Source organism: Nonlabens ponticola, from assembly GCF_003966335.1.
Classification (GTDB): Bacteria; Bacteroidota; Bacteroidia; order Flavobacteriales; family Flavobacteriaceae; genus Nonlabens; species Nonlabens ponticola.
In genome coordinates this window covers 1,729,920-1,745,000 of the sequence record NZ_CP034549.1, presented here as the reverse complement: position 1 = coordinate 1,745,000, position 15,081 = coordinate 1,729,920, and the positions used below count along the sequence as shown (strand labels likewise).

General features: G+C 40.4%; 15 protein-coding genes and 1 tRNA gene. 10 read left to right on the top strand and 6 right to left on the bottom strand.

The annotated features are described in order from the left end of the window. Window positions 1-121: 121 nt before the first annotated feature. Entirely contained in the window at window positions 122-583 is a 462-nt protein-coding gene (locus EJ995_RS07920; protein ID WP_126447323.1) for a hypothetical protein, read from the top strand. A gap of 265 nt (window positions 584-848) precedes the next feature. Here EJ995_RS07920 and EJ995_RS07915 read toward each other — a convergent pair. The 6 genes from EJ995_RS07915 to EJ995_RS07890 form a co-directional block, all read right to left on the bottom strand. Further along, window positions 849-922 (bottom strand) — tRNA-Pro (locus EJ995_RS07915). Window positions 923-933: 11 nt separating this feature from the next. Then, window positions 934-2,028 carry a redox-regulated ATPase YchF gene (gene ychF, locus EJ995_RS07910; protein WP_126447321.1) on the bottom strand — a complete coding sequence of 365 codons (1,095 nt, stop codon included), beginning with the start codon at window positions 2,026-2,028 and terminating at the stop codon, window positions 934-936. A 123-nt stretch (window positions 2,029-2,151) separates the two neighbouring features. Continuing rightward, entirely contained in the window at window positions 2,152-2,730 is a 579-nt protein-coding gene (locus EJ995_RS07905) for a DUF4252 domain-containing protein (RefSeq protein ID WP_126447319.1), read from the bottom strand. 33 nt (window positions 2,731-2,763) lie between these two features. Continuing rightward, a complete protein-coding gene (locus tag EJ995_RS07900) occupies window positions 2,764-3,285 on the bottom strand; it encodes a DUF4252 domain-containing protein (RefSeq protein WP_126447317.1) in 522 nt (173 codons plus the stop codon). A gap of 26 nt (window positions 3,286-3,311) precedes the next feature. Further along, on the bottom strand, window positions 3,312-3,776 hold the full coding sequence (locus tag EJ995_RS07895) for a hypothetical protein (protein ID WP_126447315.1): 465 nt from the start codon (window positions 3,774-3,776) through the stop codon (window positions 3,312-3,314). Next, window positions 3,773-4,282 carry an RNA polymerase sigma factor gene (locus tag EJ995_RS07890; protein WP_126447313.1) on the bottom strand — a complete coding sequence of 170 codons (510 nt, stop codon included), beginning with the start codon at window positions 4,280-4,282 and terminating at the stop codon, window positions 3,773-3,775. The genes EJ995_RS07895 and EJ995_RS07890 overlap by 4 nt, the downstream gene beginning before the upstream one ends. 169 nt (window positions 4,283-4,451) lie before the next feature. Here EJ995_RS07890 and EJ995_RS07885 point away from each other — a divergent pair, with 169 nt between their 5' ends. From EJ995_RS07885 to EJ995_RS07845, 9 genes are all read left to right on the top strand, one after another. Next, complete coding sequence (locus EJ995_RS07885; protein ID WP_126447311.1) at window positions 4,452-5,888, top strand: S41 family peptidase; 1,437 nt, start codon at window positions 4,452-4,454, stop codon at window positions 5,886-5,888. A 53-nt stretch (window positions 5,889-5,941) separates the two neighbouring features. Next, window positions 5,942-7,006 carry a flavin monoamine oxidase family protein gene (locus EJ995_RS07880; RefSeq protein ID WP_126447309.1) on the top strand — a complete coding sequence of 355 codons (1,065 nt, stop codon included), beginning with the start codon at window positions 5,942-5,944 and terminating at the stop codon, window positions 7,004-7,006. A 99-nt stretch (window positions 7,007-7,105) separates the two neighbouring features. Further along, window positions 7,106-10,240, top strand: a complete 3,135-nt coding sequence (locus EJ995_RS07875; protein WP_126447307.1) for a WD40/YVTN/BNR-like repeat-containing protein — start codon at window positions 7,106-7,108, stop codon at window positions 10,238-10,240. A gap of 14 nt (window positions 10,241-10,254) precedes the next feature. Continuing rightward, window positions 10,255-11,469: a bifunctional alpha/beta hydrolase/OsmC family protein gene (locus tag EJ995_RS07870; protein WP_126447305.1), complete on the top strand. Its 1,215-nt coding sequence runs from the start codon at window positions 10,255-10,257 to the stop codon at window positions 11,467-11,469. Continuing rightward, window positions 11,466-11,957 carry a DUF1905 domain-containing protein gene (locus EJ995_RS07865; protein ID WP_126447303.1) on the top strand — a complete coding sequence of 164 codons (492 nt, stop codon included), beginning with the start codon at window positions 11,466-11,468 and terminating at the stop codon, window positions 11,955-11,957. Before EJ995_RS07870 ends, EJ995_RS07865 begins: the two co-directional genes overlap by 4 nt. Window positions 11,958-12,036: 79 nt before the next feature. Further along, complete coding sequence (locus EJ995_RS07860; RefSeq protein WP_126447301.1) at window positions 12,037-12,633, top strand: superoxide dismutase family protein; 597 nt, start codon at window positions 12,037-12,039, stop codon at window positions 12,631-12,633. 81 nt (window positions 12,634-12,714) lie between these two features. After that, the gene (locus tag EJ995_RS07855; RefSeq protein WP_126447299.1) at window positions 12,715-13,251 is read left to right on the top strand and encodes an RNA polymerase sigma factor; all 537 of its coding nucleotides are present in this window, start codon (window positions 12,715-12,717) and stop codon (window positions 13,249-13,251) included. Then, entirely contained in the window at window positions 13,215-14,030 is an 816-nt protein-coding gene (locus EJ995_RS07850; RefSeq protein WP_126447297.1) for an anti-sigma factor, read from the top strand. Before EJ995_RS07855 ends, EJ995_RS07850 begins: the two co-directional genes overlap by 37 nt. Window positions 14,031-14,378: 348 nt before the next feature. Beyond that, the gene (locus tag EJ995_RS07845) at window positions 14,379-15,080 is read left to right on the top strand and encodes a hypothetical protein (RefSeq protein WP_126447295.1); all 702 of its coding nucleotides are present in this window, start codon (window positions 14,379-14,381) and stop codon (window positions 15,078-15,080) included. Window position 15,081 lies beyond the last annotated feature (1 nt).

The following is a 15,081-nucleotide window of genomic DNA, read 5'->3' as shown; positions in this document are numbered from 1 at the left end:
ATCGTTCTATATCTACTTAAAATATCGATTACAGGAATAATATAACATTACAAGTGAATGATGTAAAACAACTCAACTACATAACAAACCTATATTTGTGCCGTAATTAAAAACAACTATCATGAAAACTTTACTTTTTACTATCGGGACAATTTTACTATCATTTAATTCATATGCACAACACATGCATACATCATCTAAAATGGTTCATCTGGATGATGTCACTATATCGACTAGCAGTCAACTTTCAAATACGGCCGCGGTGTTTTCTATCGTAAAGGAGATAAACGCCATAGATGAATTTGACTATCATCGATTTGCTAAAGAGTCAGGAAAATCCACAACAGACTTTTCTCTAGGAACAGAAGTTTATTCTAAAAAGGTAGTCTTGAGAATGCTGAGAAGAGCTGCTAGAAAAGCTGACAACAAAACCGAATTCAAAAATGAATTGGACGAGCAACATTTATTACTCACTATTAACTTAGAGAATAAGCAGTTGGCCAAACTATACGAACAATTAAATCCAGAAAGCCTGGATGAATATCTAGACACTTGGGTGAGTGTTCAGTTTTTGGGCTATTAAATTTTATTGGTATAAATAGCTTTAGAGCTATTGCACTGCATAACATAATAAAATGACTAGAGCCGCTATCGCGGCTCTAGTCATTTTAATTTTTAGTTGCATTTCTAGCAGGATTTCAATAATCCTTTTACATCGCATTGGGTGCAAATAGATGTCCAGCCGCATTTGCGGCTCTGGTCATTTTTATTTTTAGCCACCTTTCTAGCTGCGCTAGAGGCGGCACAAATAAAAAAGCCCAGCGTTTTCAACGCTGGACATCTGCTTGTCGGGATGACAGGATTTGAACCTGCGACCTCACGCACCCCATGCGCGCGCGCTACCAGGCTGCGCTACATCCCGTAATATTTCAATTAAACGTTAAACAAGAAGTGCATCACATCGCCATCTTGCACGGTGTACTCCTTTCCCTCAACCTTGAGTTTACCGGCTTCCTTAACCTTCGCTTCTGATCCATACTCTACATAAGTATCGTATTTGATCACCTCAGCACGTATGAATCCTTTTTCAAAATCTGTGTGGATGACACCAGCCGCTTGTGGTGCGGTAGAACCTGCATTGATGGTCCACGCACGTACTTCTTTCTCACCAGCAGTGAAGTATGTTTCTTGATTCAGTAATTTGTAAGCAGATCGTATGAGTTTTGCGCTTCCTGCTTCATCAAGTCCCATGTCGGCAAGAAATTCCCTGCGTTCTTCATAGTCATCTAGCTCTGCAATGTCGGCTTCTGTTCCTACGGCTAGAACCAGTACCTCTGCATTTTCATCCTTTACTAACTCTTTCACCTGATCTACATATTTATTACCAGATACCGCATCGTCATCATTTACATTACATAAATACATGACTGGCTTATCAGTGATAAATTGTAATGGCTTGACGTACTCTTTGCGCACTTCTTCGTCTAGCTCGACCGTGCGGACAGATTTTCCCGACTCTAGTGCATTCTTGATTTTCTGCAAGACTTCTTGTTCCTTAATCGCGTCCTTATTTCCTGTGCGAGCGGCCTTGTTTACTTTCTCAAGTTTCTTATCGACGGTTTCAAGATCTTTGAGCTGTAGCTCAATATCAATGGTTTCCTTATCCCTAATAGGATCAACGCTACCATCAACGTGAACAATGTTATCGTTCTCAAAACAACGCAATACGTGAATAATCGCATCAGTTTCTCTAATGTTGCCTAGAAACTGATTCCCAAGACCTTCTCCTTTACTGGCTCCTTTAACAAGTCCAGCGATGTCGACAATCTCTACGGTTGCAGGAATTACTTTTTCTGGATTGACCAGTTCTTCTAGTTTTCTTAAACGTGGATCTGGCACGTTGACCACGCCCACGTTAGGTTCAATCGTACAAAACGGAAAGTTGGCACTTTGCGCCTTGGCGTTTGATAGACAATTAAAAAGGGTTGATTTTCCAACGTTGGGTAATCCTACAATACCAGCTTTCATAAATGATGTTTTAAGCGGCTGCAAATATAACAACTGCTGATAGCTTACCGATTAATGGTCACCAACAAAAAAAGCTCTTTGATCCTTACAAATCAAAGAGCTTTAAAATTATTCTAATGACGATTATTTAGGGTCTATGCTGATGTCACTTGTAGAGATTCCCATATCACCTAACAATCCTTCAATGTTACTTGCGGCGTTTTTATCATTCTCCAATTCCTTGAGCATCTCCATGATAGCGGCAACATTCATATCATCACCTATGACTCTTGCCACACCTAATCCCATTTTAGGTGAATTACCGTAAACGATGATTTCATCAATCGCATTTTGAGTACCATCGTACATCATCTTAATCTTCAAACTATCGCTATTGTGAGACATCAACAGCTTGTAATCTTCATTAGCAAATACATTGTTCAGCCTTACCGATTCTAGATCGTATTGAGCACGATTCTCCTCATTTACAGGTAGTGCAAGAACATTGACCTTGTCTATGGAATTATAAGCATTTTGTGCTTCATCACTCATGTTATCAGTATTGATTTCCATGATACCTTTAGGAATCGATGAGGTTATGAAACCGTCTTTTTCCTGGCTGTTTAAGTAGTACTGCTGCAATGATTCTGGTTTCTCGCATGAAGTAAGCATGGATAATGCTACTAGACTCAACGCGATAACTTTAAATATTAGCCTATTCATAGTAGTGTTTTTTTGGTTAGCTGGTTTACTGACTTAGTTTCCTTTGGTCGCCTTTTCTATCTGGCGCTGTCCAGGAACGTCCATCTTTTCAGTAATCTTAGCAATCTGATTCAAATCAATATCACCAGAAATGACTAGCAAAACACTATCTGCCATATTGTTATCCATTCCTTCAATAAACATCACGAGATTTTTAACCTTAGAATCGCTGCTACCTTTACGAGCGTGAAAAGTGAATTTTTGATTGCCTTCCTTAACACTCATGAGTAATGGCATCTTGCTAGTGGTAACAAAATCGTCCGTAAACTTTTTCATTTGTATAGCACTTGAGGCATTTTGAGTTGTGTAAACACGCAGCTCTGTTAAGTTACCGACGCTTTTCATGAGCTCATTAAATTCTGGATCCTCGCTATCAATGCCGGATATCATCTTGAACATTTCTCCTGTGATATAGGTCTCACTTACCTTCGGTAAGTTGCCTACCTTATTGAAGTTTTGGGCGGTAGCGGTCATTCCTGCTAGAATAAAAGTCGCTATGTAAAGTAAATTTTTCATGTTTTTAATTTTTGTTGTTTTGATAATTATTTTTGAGCCAGCTGTATGACTGGCGCTGCTTGTTGATTAATTTCTTTCATGGGCTGCAAGGTGCTTTTACCCTTATTGATTCTGGCACTTACCATTTCTAGCGCTGCCACGGTTGCTTCATACGCTTCTTCAGGCGTTTCATAGGTGCCTAAATCTTGTTGCTGCTGGGTCTCAAAATATCCAGTTCCTACCGCTACTGCCACGGCCATGCTTGCTGCTATGGCGATTCCTTTCCATGTTCTGCGGTTAAAAATGTGGTCTTGTGATTGTTTTGATTTCACTTTCGCGAAAGCGTCATAATCACCATCCTCTAACCTACTCTCCAGCTCAAAACTGTTGAACAAGCTGCGGTACACCTCGTGGCTTCTCGCCACAGAGTCTCCTGCAAAATAATCGCGCAGTTGCTGCTCTTCTTGCAGGCTGGTAGCACCATTCCAGTATTTTTCTAACAAATCATTCATGCTGTTTCTGTGTTGTGATACTGTTCTATTCGTTCTTTAAGCAACTTGCGTGCCCGGCTTAAACTAACACGCACTGCCGTTGCCTTCATATTCATTATTTTCTCTATCGCCTCATAGTCATATTGCTGTATGTCACGCAGTTGTATGACCATTCTATAATTCTCTGGAAGATCTGCGATGAGCTGCTGTACGGTGCTTACCGTGGTAGCTCGCTCCATTTCTTCCTGTGCGTTGCGATCGCCTGAGTCATAATTATTATGGACAATTTTAAGATGTCCAGCCTGCTTACTCTTCAATCGATCTAGAGAGAAGTTCTTCACCATTTGCATGGCATAGGCTTCCTTATTATTTACATCTTTCAACTTCTCGCGCTTTTCCCATAGCTTGAGCATGGTTTCCTGCACGGCATCTGCTGCTTCCTCGTGCGAGGTGAGCAATCTTCTTGACAATTGGTACATTCTTTTTTGTACGTCTTGAAATGTCGCTATGAAAGTTGGTTGGTTCATGTAAACGTCTCTATAGGCATGACGAGCCTGTTTTCAATTTGTTACAAGGTCATCAAATTTTTAAAACAAATAGGCCTTTTATATCGTAGGTATGGCACAATAGTTTCACTATAGATTGAACCTTATGCTGCTTAATTCTTTATTTTTAATGCTGACTTAAAATTGCTTTATGAATTATAGACCTCTTTTACTTATTTCCTTTATTGCTGCAACTAGTTTAATTATTGGATGTGCAGATGATAATGATGATCGCTTTGCCAGTGATGTCACCATCAAGAACTTTGTATATCGTGGCATGAACGCCTTTTATCTATATAAGGCAGAGATTCCGGTACTGGCTGACGATAGATTTGAAACAGTTAATGAGCTAGAGGAATATCACAAGCAGTTTGATTCACCAGAAGAATTTTTCAATTCCCTTAAATTTGATCGTGATAAATTCTCCATCATTTACGATGATTATATAGCATTAGAGCAAGTATTGTCAGGACAAAGTCCATCCAACGGTATGGAATTTGTCCTGGTAGAATATCCAGATAATGATGCCAACGTTTTTGGATTTGTACGATATACACAAAATAATTCAAGCGCGGCAGAAAATGGCGTGGAGCGAGGCATGATCTTCAATCGCATTGATGGCATTCAATTGACACGCAGCAACTTTAGAACGTTACTTAATCAAAGCACTTATACGCTGGGTCTAGCAACGCTAGAAGATGATGAAATAGAGGACATAGATCAAGAAATACCGCTATTTAAGGAGCCTTTTCAAGAAGATCCAATTCATATTAGTAAGGTTATAGAGGAAGACGGCCGTAAGGTAGGCTACCTGTTTTATAGTAGTTTCTTGAGACAGTTTGACGAGGACTTGAATGATGTTTTTGGTGATTTTAAATCTCAAGGCATTACTGATTTAGTGCTTGATTTGAGATACAATGGCGGTGGATCAGTAAATACTGCTATCATTTTGGGTAGCTTGATTTCTGGCAACCCAACAAGCGATCTCTTTACTCGAGAAGAGTGGAACCCAGATATCCAAGAATTTCTAGAAGCCAATAATCCAGACCAATTACTTAACTTTTTTAAAGATCGTACCGATGATGGTTCTGCCCTTAATGAGCTAGGCTTAAGTGAGGTATACATTATTACAACACCTAGCACGGCAAGTGCCAGTGAATTGGTTATTAATTCGCTAGCTCCTTATATCAATGTGATCCAGGTAGGCGATAATACTGCTGGGAAGTTTCAGGCGAGCATTACGGTGTATGATAGTGAGGACTTTAGAAGAGCAGGCGCCAATCCTGCACATACCTATGCCATGCAACCATTAGTATATCGCAGTGTGAATAGCGCTGGCAATACTGATTATTTTGATGGTCTAGAACCTGACATTGAACTGGTAGAAGAAATTGATAATTTGGGAACTCTAGGTGATCCTAATGAGCGATTATTACGAGCCTGTCTTGATGATATAATTGACGGTAGTGTTATTTCTAGCTTCCCAACAAGACCACGCATATTATTTAATAAAGTGAGCAGCAGTAACGACCTTAAATTACTAGGTAATGATATGTGGAATGAAAACTTATCGTTGCCTATCGAGTAGGCAACGCAAATAGATTTTACTTTTGAACTCCTGACAATATCAGGAGTTTTTTTATGTCTAGATCTATTATCATATTAGGCGCCGGCTTGACCGGTTTAAGCCTTGCTTACAAGCTGCAGCAGCAAGGTATTGAGGTAACCATTCTAGAATCTAGGGATCGTGTTGGCGGCCGCATATTTACCAAAATGTCTGGCAACCATACTCCTATCGATCTGGGCGCAGCCTGGTTCTGGTCTTACAATAGAGAAGTTTTAAGCCTAATTGACAAGCTAGGACTAAAATATGAAGAGCAGCATATGGATAGTAAGGTGTGGTACAAATCTCATCCAGGAACCTCTTATCAATTGATTGACATGCCAGCAAACCAGCCAGCAAGCTATAGGTTGCGTGGTGGCAGTTCTAACTTGATATTATCTCTCAATGCTGTGCTCAAAGAAGGTCAGGTAAAATATAATACCACCGTGCAACGAGTTGTCCATCATCGCGATACATATCAAATTCATACCAATGATATTATTTATAACGCAGATGTAGTCATCAACACCATACCACCACAAATCACGGCAAGTGCCATTACTTTTGAGCCATCGATGCCTATAAATTATCTCTATATAGCTCGACGTACACAGACATGGATGGAAGATTCGGTCAAATTTGGATTAGGCTTTAAGTCACCATTCTGGAAAGAAAAAGGCATTCCGGCGACTGCCTTCAGCAACTCTGGACCGATTGCAGAACTTTATGATTACAGCCATTATCCATCTAGCCGGTTTGCATTGATGGGATTTGTTCATCCTACCGCAACGAGATTACCAGCAGATGAAAGGAAAAAAGTAATCGTTGATCAATTAGCAGAATTATTGGGCATCGAGGTTCATAATTATATATCGTTTGAACTTTCAGCTTGGAACGAGCAACCTTCCACAAATCCAGATGCTCAAAATTTGCGCACGCCTCATGAGAATAATGGTCATCCCATCTTGAGACAGTCTTTAAATGGCGGCACATTAATTATGGCTGGCAGCGAGACGAGCGACCAGCACGCTGGCTATATGGAAGGCGCACTACGGTCTGCACAGCTTGCGTTTGAACAGGTGCTCTCTTTGAATATTTTGTAGTGTTTATAGGTTTGTGGTGATTGCGCCACGTCGACATCGCTCAGCGCAGGTTTCGCGAAAGCGTAACGATTGACTATCTTTAGATCTCAATTTATTTTCATGAAAAAACTATCCATCCTATTATTACTTCTTGTACCTGTTTTGAGTCTAGGGCAACCATTAGATCTTGAACTGGTGAAGAATATGAAACCTAGAAACATCGGGCCAGGTGGTATGTCTGGACGTATCACATCCATCGACGTGGTTGAGAATGATCCTGATGTAATTTATGCTGGTACCGCCAGCGGTGGCCTGTGGAAATCAGAAAGTGGCGGCATTGCATGGATGCCCATTTTTGACGATCAGGTGACTGCATCCATAGGTGCGGTTGCCGTACAGCAATCAAATCCTAGTGTAATCTGGGTAGGAACTGGCGAAGGAAATCCTCGCAACTCACTCAACGGCGGTTATGGAATTTACAAGTCTCTGGATGGTGGTAAGAACTGGAAATCCATGGGACTTGAAGAAACACGCCACATTCATAGAATTGTCATCGATCCAACAAATCCCAATGTCGTTTATGCCGCGGCCATAGGATCACCATGGGGTGAGCATCCAGAGCGTGGTGTTTTCAAAACAACAGATGGTGGTAAAACATGGAATAAGATTCTTTACACAAACGATAGATCAGGCGCAGCAGACCTTGTTATAGATCCATCCAATCCCAACAAATTGATCGCTGCCATGTGGGAACACAAGCGCGACCCATGGTTTTTTAAATCAGGTGGTGAAGGCTCTGGTTTGTACATCACTTACGACGGTGGTGAGAATTGGAAAAAAATGACCGAGGACGACGGCTTACCAGCTGGCGAGCTAGGAAGAATAGGTGTTGCCATTGCTCCTAGCGATCCTAAAACAGTGTATGCACTTATTGAATCCAAAAAGAATGCGCTTTATAAATCTGTCGATGGTGGTTTTAATTGGAAAATGATCAATGACAAGAGCGATATAGGAAATAGACCATTCTACTATTCTGAAATCTATGTGGATCCTCAAAATGAAAATCGAGTTTATTCCATTTTCACTTACGTGAACGTCTCAGAAGATGGTGGTAAAAACTTTGATCAATTGATGAACGCATACGGTGCGAATAACGGTGTGCATCCAGATCACCACTCGTGGTACATTCATCCAAAGGATGGATCGTTTATGATTGATGGTAATGATGGTGGTCTCAATATCACAAGAGATCGCGGTAAAACATGGCGATTCATAGGAAACTTGCCAGTCGCTCAATTCTATCACATTAATGTGGATATGGAAATTCCTTATAATGTGTATGGTGGTATGCAGGATAATGGTAGCTGGCGCGGTCCAGCCTACACTTGGAGAGATCAGGGCATTAGAAATTCTTACTGGCAGGAAATAAGTTTTGGTGATGGATTTGACGTGGTACCTGATCCTACCAATAATCGCTATGGTTATAGCATGAGCCAGCAAGGATATGTAAGTCGCTATGACTGGGAAACTGGCAATAATTACAGCGTGCGACCTACTCATCCAGATCCTAATTTGGAACTGCGATTCAATTGGAATGCTGCGATAAATATTGATCCTTTTGATCCATCGACGCTGTATTTTGGTAGTCAATTTGTACACAAATCCACAGATAAAGGATTGACCTGGAAAGTTATAAGTCCAGATCTTACCACCAACGATCCAGAAAAGCAAAAGCAAAGCGATTCTGGTGGACTGACCATGGACGCTACAGGCGCAGAAAATCACACGACTATTCTGGTGATAGAACCTAGTCCAGTAGAAAAAGGCGTAATCTATACAGGATCTGACGATGGATTAATTCATGTAACCACGGATGGTGGTAAAAACTGGAAAAATGTAAGCAGTGGTCTCAAAGGTTTGCCTAAGGGTAGCTGGATCGCACAAATTAAGGCCTCACAGACTAAAGCCGGTCACGCTCTACTTATTGCAAACGATTACCGTCGCTATAACTATGAGCCTTATGCATACCGCACCACCAACTATGGAAAGTCTTGGACGCGCATTGTAGATGCAGATGATGTGGAGAGTTACACCTTATCCATCGTTGAAGACCCAGAAGAAAACAACCTTGTTTTTCTAGGAACGGATGATGGACTGTATGTGAGCATCGATGCTGGTGATAACTGGACAAAATATACCAATGGTTTTCCAACGGTTTCGGTTAAAGATCTAGTAATTCATCCGCGTGAGCAGGACCTTGTGATTGGAACTTTTGGTCGTGCGGCTTGGGTGCTGGACGATCTCAGGCCTATGCGTGAGATAGCTTCACAGAATGCGAAATTTAAAAAACCAATCAAATTATTTGAACCACCAGTCGCTTATCAAGCGAGATACCAGCAACCTACGGGAACAAGATTTAGCGGTGATGCGATGTACCAAGGTGAAAACCGTGGTAGCAGCGGTAGATTCAAATATTTCTTTGACAAAGCTTTGCTCAAAGAAAGTGACACCGTTGGAACAGATAGTCTTCAACTTAAAATCTATGACGGTGATCGATTGATCAGAACCTTGAAGAGCAAGACTCCCAAGGAAGCTGGCGTTCATGAATGGAGCTGGAGATTGAGGGAAAGCGGTGAGAATTATCCATCTAGAAGTGTAAATAAATCTACACGTGAGCCATCCGGTGTGAGCGTGCTTCCTGGTACCTACAAGGCTGTGCTTGAACTAGGTGATTACAGCAGCGAGACTATGATTACCGTGCAAGATGACCCAAGAATCGATGAATTAACAGCTGCCGATAGAAAAGAAAAGTATCAGGCACTCAAAAATCATGAAAAGTTATCTGGAGATATTTATGAATTGACTCAGGAACTGGCCAAAGCAAAACAAACGGCTACCACTTTCAAGAAAATGTTACAAGACAAGGACAAAGAAGCATTTAAAGAACAAATTAAAGCTACTGATAGTATTATAAAAAGCATTGAAGAAGAGCAAGCGCGATACTTTGGTGCCACTGATGATCGACAAGGAATAACACGTAATCCTGGCGTTACCGTCATGCAACGATTGGGAACGGCTCGCAGCTATATCGCTAGTAGACAAGGTGCTCAAACGGCTACTGAAGAACAATTGACAAAACAAACTCAAGACGCTGCGAGTCAAGCGATGATGAAAAGTAGAGCTTTTCTTAACAAGGAATGGGACGAGTATAAAACAGCCATGAAGCAGGTAGAACTTGACATCTGGGAAGATTAACTAATACGCGCTCCATGAATTTTGAAAAAATAGAGTTTACTAATCAAGCAGGCTATCAATTGAGTGGCAGGCTCGAATTACCGGCAGATAGGCATCCACATAATTATGCGGTGTTTGCTCATTGTTTTACCTGCAGTAAAAACTTTAGTGCTACACGCAATATCTCACGTGCCCTAACGACGGCTGGTTATGGTGTATTGCGATTTGATTTTACAGGCTTGGGCGATTCCGAGGGCGATTTTGGTGATACCAATTTCTCTGGAAACGTTGACGATCTGCTTGCAGCGATCGACCATCTGGCACAGCACTACAAAGCTCCTAGCCTACTGATAGGTCATTCTTTGGGCGGTGCTGCTGTGGTTTATGCTTCCGCGAAAGCGAAATCCATTAAAGCCCTTGCAACAATCGGAGCTCCTAGTGATACTGATCATGTGAAGCATCTTTTTGGCGATCAAATTAAAGCTATTGAAGCAAATGGTGAAGCCGTAGTACAGTTGAGCGGTAGACCGTTTAGGATTAAAAAGCAATTCTTGCGTGATATCAATGAGCAAATGGTCATCAAAACGCTGAAAGAATTGCGCAAGCCTTTACTCATTTGCCATTCACCACAGGATGATACGGTAAGTATTAATCATGCAGAAAAGCTGTATCATGCGGCAATCCATCCTAAGAGTTTTGTGAGTTTGGATGGAGCAGATCATTTGTTGACCAACAAAAATGATTCTAAGTATGTAGGTGAGGTCATTGCTGGATGGGCTTCCAGATATGTAGAAATACCAGAGGAAGATTCTATCGATACTAATCATCACGTAGTCGCCAGTCTTGATCAAGAAAGTATGTTTACCACACAGATGAAAGCTGGAAGACATTATTTTATAGCTGATGAACCAGAAAGTGTGCAGGGAAATGATTTTGGCCCAACGCCTTATGAACTCATGTCTAGCGCACTAGCGTCCTGTACAGTAATGACCGTACAGATGTACGCGCGGCGCAAGGAATGGCCACTAGACAATATTGAATGTCACGTGAATTATGACAAACAACACGCCGCCGACTGTGCAAACTGCGAAGACGAGAAATCAAAAATTGATACGTTTACGAGAGAAATTAAATTCACGGGCGACTTAGATGAAAAACAGTTAGAGAAATTACTACAAATTGCCGATAAGTGTCCCGTACATCGTACCATGCATTCCCAAACGCAGATTATAACTAATGTAGTAGAATGATTTTTGAATTTGAAACGCAGTTGAGTACCGATGGCTGGATGGGCGCCTTGCCAATACCTGAAGATATAGCAGACCAACTAACTGTATCCAAAATTAAAAGAGTCGTTGCCACTGTTACTTCTGGTAAAAACGAAATTACTCTTTATGCTGGTGTCATAAAGAAGAAAGGAATGTTTTACTTGATGTGTTCTAAGGCTAACAAGAAACTCCTCAATATAGATCAAGGCGACGAGGTTCATGTAAGCATGCATGAAGATACTAGCAAATATCAAGCTCCCATGACCGAAGAGCTGGAAGCCGTTTTATTGAGCGATCATGAAGCCTACGAACTCTTTGAAAAACTATTGCCAGGCAAACAGCGTAACATCATATTCATGGTGTACGGTGTCAAGGATTCACAAAAACGTGTTGACATCGCACTTAATGCCATGGAAAATCTCAAGATAGGAAATAACAACCCTATGAAATTTGAGAAATTATATCCTTGATTTGTCATCTATAAAGAATTGTGAAAGTCAAGGTCAAGCCTGTACTAATTATTACATTCACTAACTTAAATAACAACCAATGAAAAAATTAAACATCGCCTTATTGGCACTAGCACTAACATTAAGCATAGCTTCTTGTAAAGAAAACAAGGAAGAAGAAAACATGGACAGCAACAATACTGACATGGAAATGGAGGACAGTAGTAATGAAGATGAAAATATGGATGAACCTAAAACAGTAAACGTCCCAATGGGATCAAAAAGCGGTAGTGACGTGACTGGCTCTATCATTTTTACCGAAAAAGGTGATGAAGTAGAAATGGTAGTTGAACTAGTAGGTCTTGAAGAAGGATCGCACGCCATCCATTTACACCAGAATGGTGATTGTAGTGCCGATGATGCTTCAAGCGCTGGTGGACACTGGAATCCAACGTCTGAAGATCATGGATCATGGGGCGATAATCAGCACCATAAAGGGGACATAGGAAATCTACAAGCAGATGCTGAAGGTAATGCATCGCTCGTCTTCTCTACTGACAAGTGGTGTATAGGATGTGATGATGAAAATAAAAACATTGTTGGCAAAGGAGTTATCGTTCATGCAAAAGCCGATGACTTTACATCACAGCCTAGTGGCGCCGCTGGTGCTCGTGTTGCTTGTGGCGTTGTCGAGTAAATGAACATCCCAATCGATTTAAAAATCTACAACCACCTGGTTGTAGATTTTTTTTTGCATCTTTAAAATTCAAGATTACACATGAAATCCCAACCAGATCTGCTCATCAATAGGCTACAAGAAGGTAGCGAGGTAGCTTTCAATAGAATTTATGACCGTTACAAGGATGCGCTTTATGGCATTATTTACGGTATTGTAAAGGAAGAAGAAGTCGCTCAAGAAATACTTCAAGATGTTTTTGTCAAAATATGGCGCAATAGAACATCCTACGATGCCGATGCTGGTAGATTTTTCACCTGGGCACTCAACATATCTCGCAATGCATCAATCGATTATCTGCGCAGTAAACGTCATAAAAACAAATTAAAGAACTTAAGCACAGATAATTTCGTAGATATTATTGTAAGTAAAGATAATCTGGATGAACAGACAGACACCCTATTCTTAAAGGAATGGGTGCAGAAATTAGAACCAATGTGTGTAAGAATTATTGATATTATTTTCTTTAAAGGTTTCACTTTTAAAGACGGCGCTGAGGAATTAGGAATGCCGTCGGGAACGCTTAAAACACGTCACCGTAAATGCCTAAATTCTCTACGCAAAATGATGGTAGGATGATGGAATTGACAGTAAATGAATTAATCGAGAGTGGCGAATTAGAAGCCTATGTTTGTGGTGTTCTACCCACAAAAAGATGCGTGGAAATCACCCAAATGGTTGATCAACACATTGAGGTTGAGGAAGAAGTAATACGCATTGAAAACGCATACCAAACTATCGCCAGAGGTGTAGCACCACAATTGGATGGCATCACCATGCTAGAAAATATTCGCGCGTACATAAAAGAACATTCACAAGAACATCGTGTCGCGCTATGGAGACAATATCTAGGATGGGCAGCTGCGATACTATTGTTTATAAGCGCAGGATTTTTATACAGATCCAACACAAATCTCAAAGAGGAAATACGAGGTAACGTGGAGCGCAATGAGTTCCTAGATCAAGAATTACAGCAAACTGAGCAGCTTGCTCTTGATTATCAAGAAGCTCTGGATTTCATAAAAGCACCAGAAACAGTGAAAGTACCGCTGGCTGGTCAGGCTGGATTTGAGAGCAGCAGCGCCGTCGCCTTCCATAATCCTGACTTGAACATCACCTATATTGATATCGCAAACCTTCCTGCACCACCAGAAAATATGACTTATCAATTATGGTCATTAACGCTGAATCCATTAACACCAACTGACCTAGGTGTGCTGGCTTATCAAGAAGATGCCTTTGCGGTAGAAAACAAGTTTGATACTCAAGCCTTTGGGATTACTCTAGAACCTGCTGGCGGTAGTCAAGGGCCAACTTTGGAAAGGTTGTATGTACTAGGCGCTTTGCCAACTGATTGATCAGTTGATTGGCATTTGAATAAACAATCGTTTTTAATTGGAGTTATGCAACGCAATTTAGTAGTGCTAACATTGCTTTGACCTCGCGGCTCTTCTACGAGCAATCCACATTAGCAGTGATTAATTTAAAGTAGCTTAAGTCAATTCTCAACTAAATTTTGATTCGCAGGTGTTTGTGCTTGATGCATCAGAAAAGCATACTTTTTTTTGTAAAAAAAAATCGGCCAGTGCTCTAATCACAATTCTTAGTTCAAGACTGATAATGAATCTTAATAGGAATGATTTGGGCAGGTAAATGTTTTACGTTATACTTAGATAAAATCAATTTAATTGAACAAAAAACAGTTAATGAAATATTCTTCTTTACTAGTATTTATCTTCTTTATTCAACAAGCCAGCGCGCAAAAGGTCTATGAGTTCGATCATGTCTTAGAATACCAATATACACTAGTGGAAGATTTTGTAAAGCCAGGAAACGATACAGAATATCCTGTTACAAAATTATACTTGACCAATTCGGCTACTAGCGATTACTATGCTCTTTTAATGCCTCACGACAATGAAAATTACATGATATATATGTTTGATCGTAATGGCTTGAAATCTGAATCTAAAATGAAAAAGGCTGACTTTATAAAAGCTGAGTTTATTAGTATTCCTTGCCGTGATGTTGACCCACTTAGTAATCCGTTTAAGGATGTTATTGAATATACTGCCTATAATCAAATAAATGATACAACTATTAATAATGTCGTCCATGAAAGATGGATTCTAAAACATACCGACCAGACAAAAGTTGACAGTGAAAAGCTCGCATCCATAGCATATATATTAAACCCCAAGATGAAATACCATGCACCGCTTTTACCTTTTGCAACCGAATACGAAATGCTCAAAGCTGGTTTCAAAGCTCCTAAATCATTACATTTAGAAAGGAAAACAATCAATTATGATAAAAGAGTCTCAAAAATAGAACGGTTTATTGAGGCTAAGAAGATTGACAAGAAAATAATTATACAATCCATTTGTGACTATACACAAATGAAGTAAA

Bases quoted from the DNA above. Each gene is read 5' to 3' on its own strand.
- EJ995_RS07920 (WP_126447323.1), top strand. From the start codon at position 122: ATGAAAACTTTACTTTTTACTATCGGGACAATTTTACTATCATTTAAT.
- ychF (WP_126447321.1), bottom strand. From the start codon at position 2,028: ATGAAAGCTGGTATTGTAGGATTACCCAACGTTGGAAAATCAACCCTT.
- EJ995_RS07905 (WP_126447319.1), bottom strand. From the start codon at position 2,730: ATGAATAGGCTAATATTTAAAGTTATCGCGTTGAGTCTAGTAGCATTA.
- EJ995_RS07900 (WP_126447317.1), bottom strand. From the start codon at position 3,285: ATGAAAAATTTACTTTACATAGCGACTTTTATTCTAGCAGGAATGACC.
- EJ995_RS07895 (WP_126447315.1), bottom strand. From the start codon at position 3,776: ATGAATGATTTGTTAGAAAAATACTGGAATGGTGCTACCAGCCTGCAA.
- EJ995_RS07890 (WP_126447313.1), bottom strand. From the start codon at position 4,282: ATGAACCAACCAACTTTCATAGCGACATTTCAAGACGTACAAAAAAGA.
- EJ995_RS07885 (WP_126447311.1), top strand. From the start codon at position 4,452: ATGAATTATAGACCTCTTTTACTTATTTCCTTTATTGCTGCAACTAGT.
- EJ995_RS07880 (WP_126447309.1), top strand. From the start codon at position 5,942: ATGTCTAGATCTATTATCATATTAGGCGCCGGCTTGACCGGTTTAAGC.
- EJ995_RS07875 (WP_126447307.1), top strand. From the start codon at position 7,106: ATGAAAAAACTATCCATCCTATTATTACTTCTTGTACCTGTTTTGAGT.
- EJ995_RS07870 (WP_126447305.1), top strand. From the start codon at position 10,255: ATGAATTTTGAAAAAATAGAGTTTACTAATCAAGCAGGCTATCAATTG.
- EJ995_RS07865 (WP_126447303.1), top strand. From the start codon at position 11,466: ATGATTTTTGAATTTGAAACGCAGTTGAGTACCGATGGCTGGATGGGC.
- EJ995_RS07860 (WP_126447301.1), top strand. From the start codon at position 12,037: ATGAAAAAATTAAACATCGCCTTATTGGCACTAGCACTAACATTAAGC.
- EJ995_RS07855 (WP_126447299.1), top strand. From the start codon at position 12,715: ATGAAATCCCAACCAGATCTGCTCATCAATAGGCTACAAGAAGGTAGC.
- EJ995_RS07850 (WP_126447297.1), top strand. From the start codon at position 13,215: ATGCCTAAATTCTCTACGCAAAATGATGGTAGGATGATGGAATTGACA.
- EJ995_RS07845 (WP_126447295.1), top strand. From the start codon at position 14,379: ATGAAATATTCTTCTTTACTAGTATTTATCTTCTTTATTCAACAAGCC.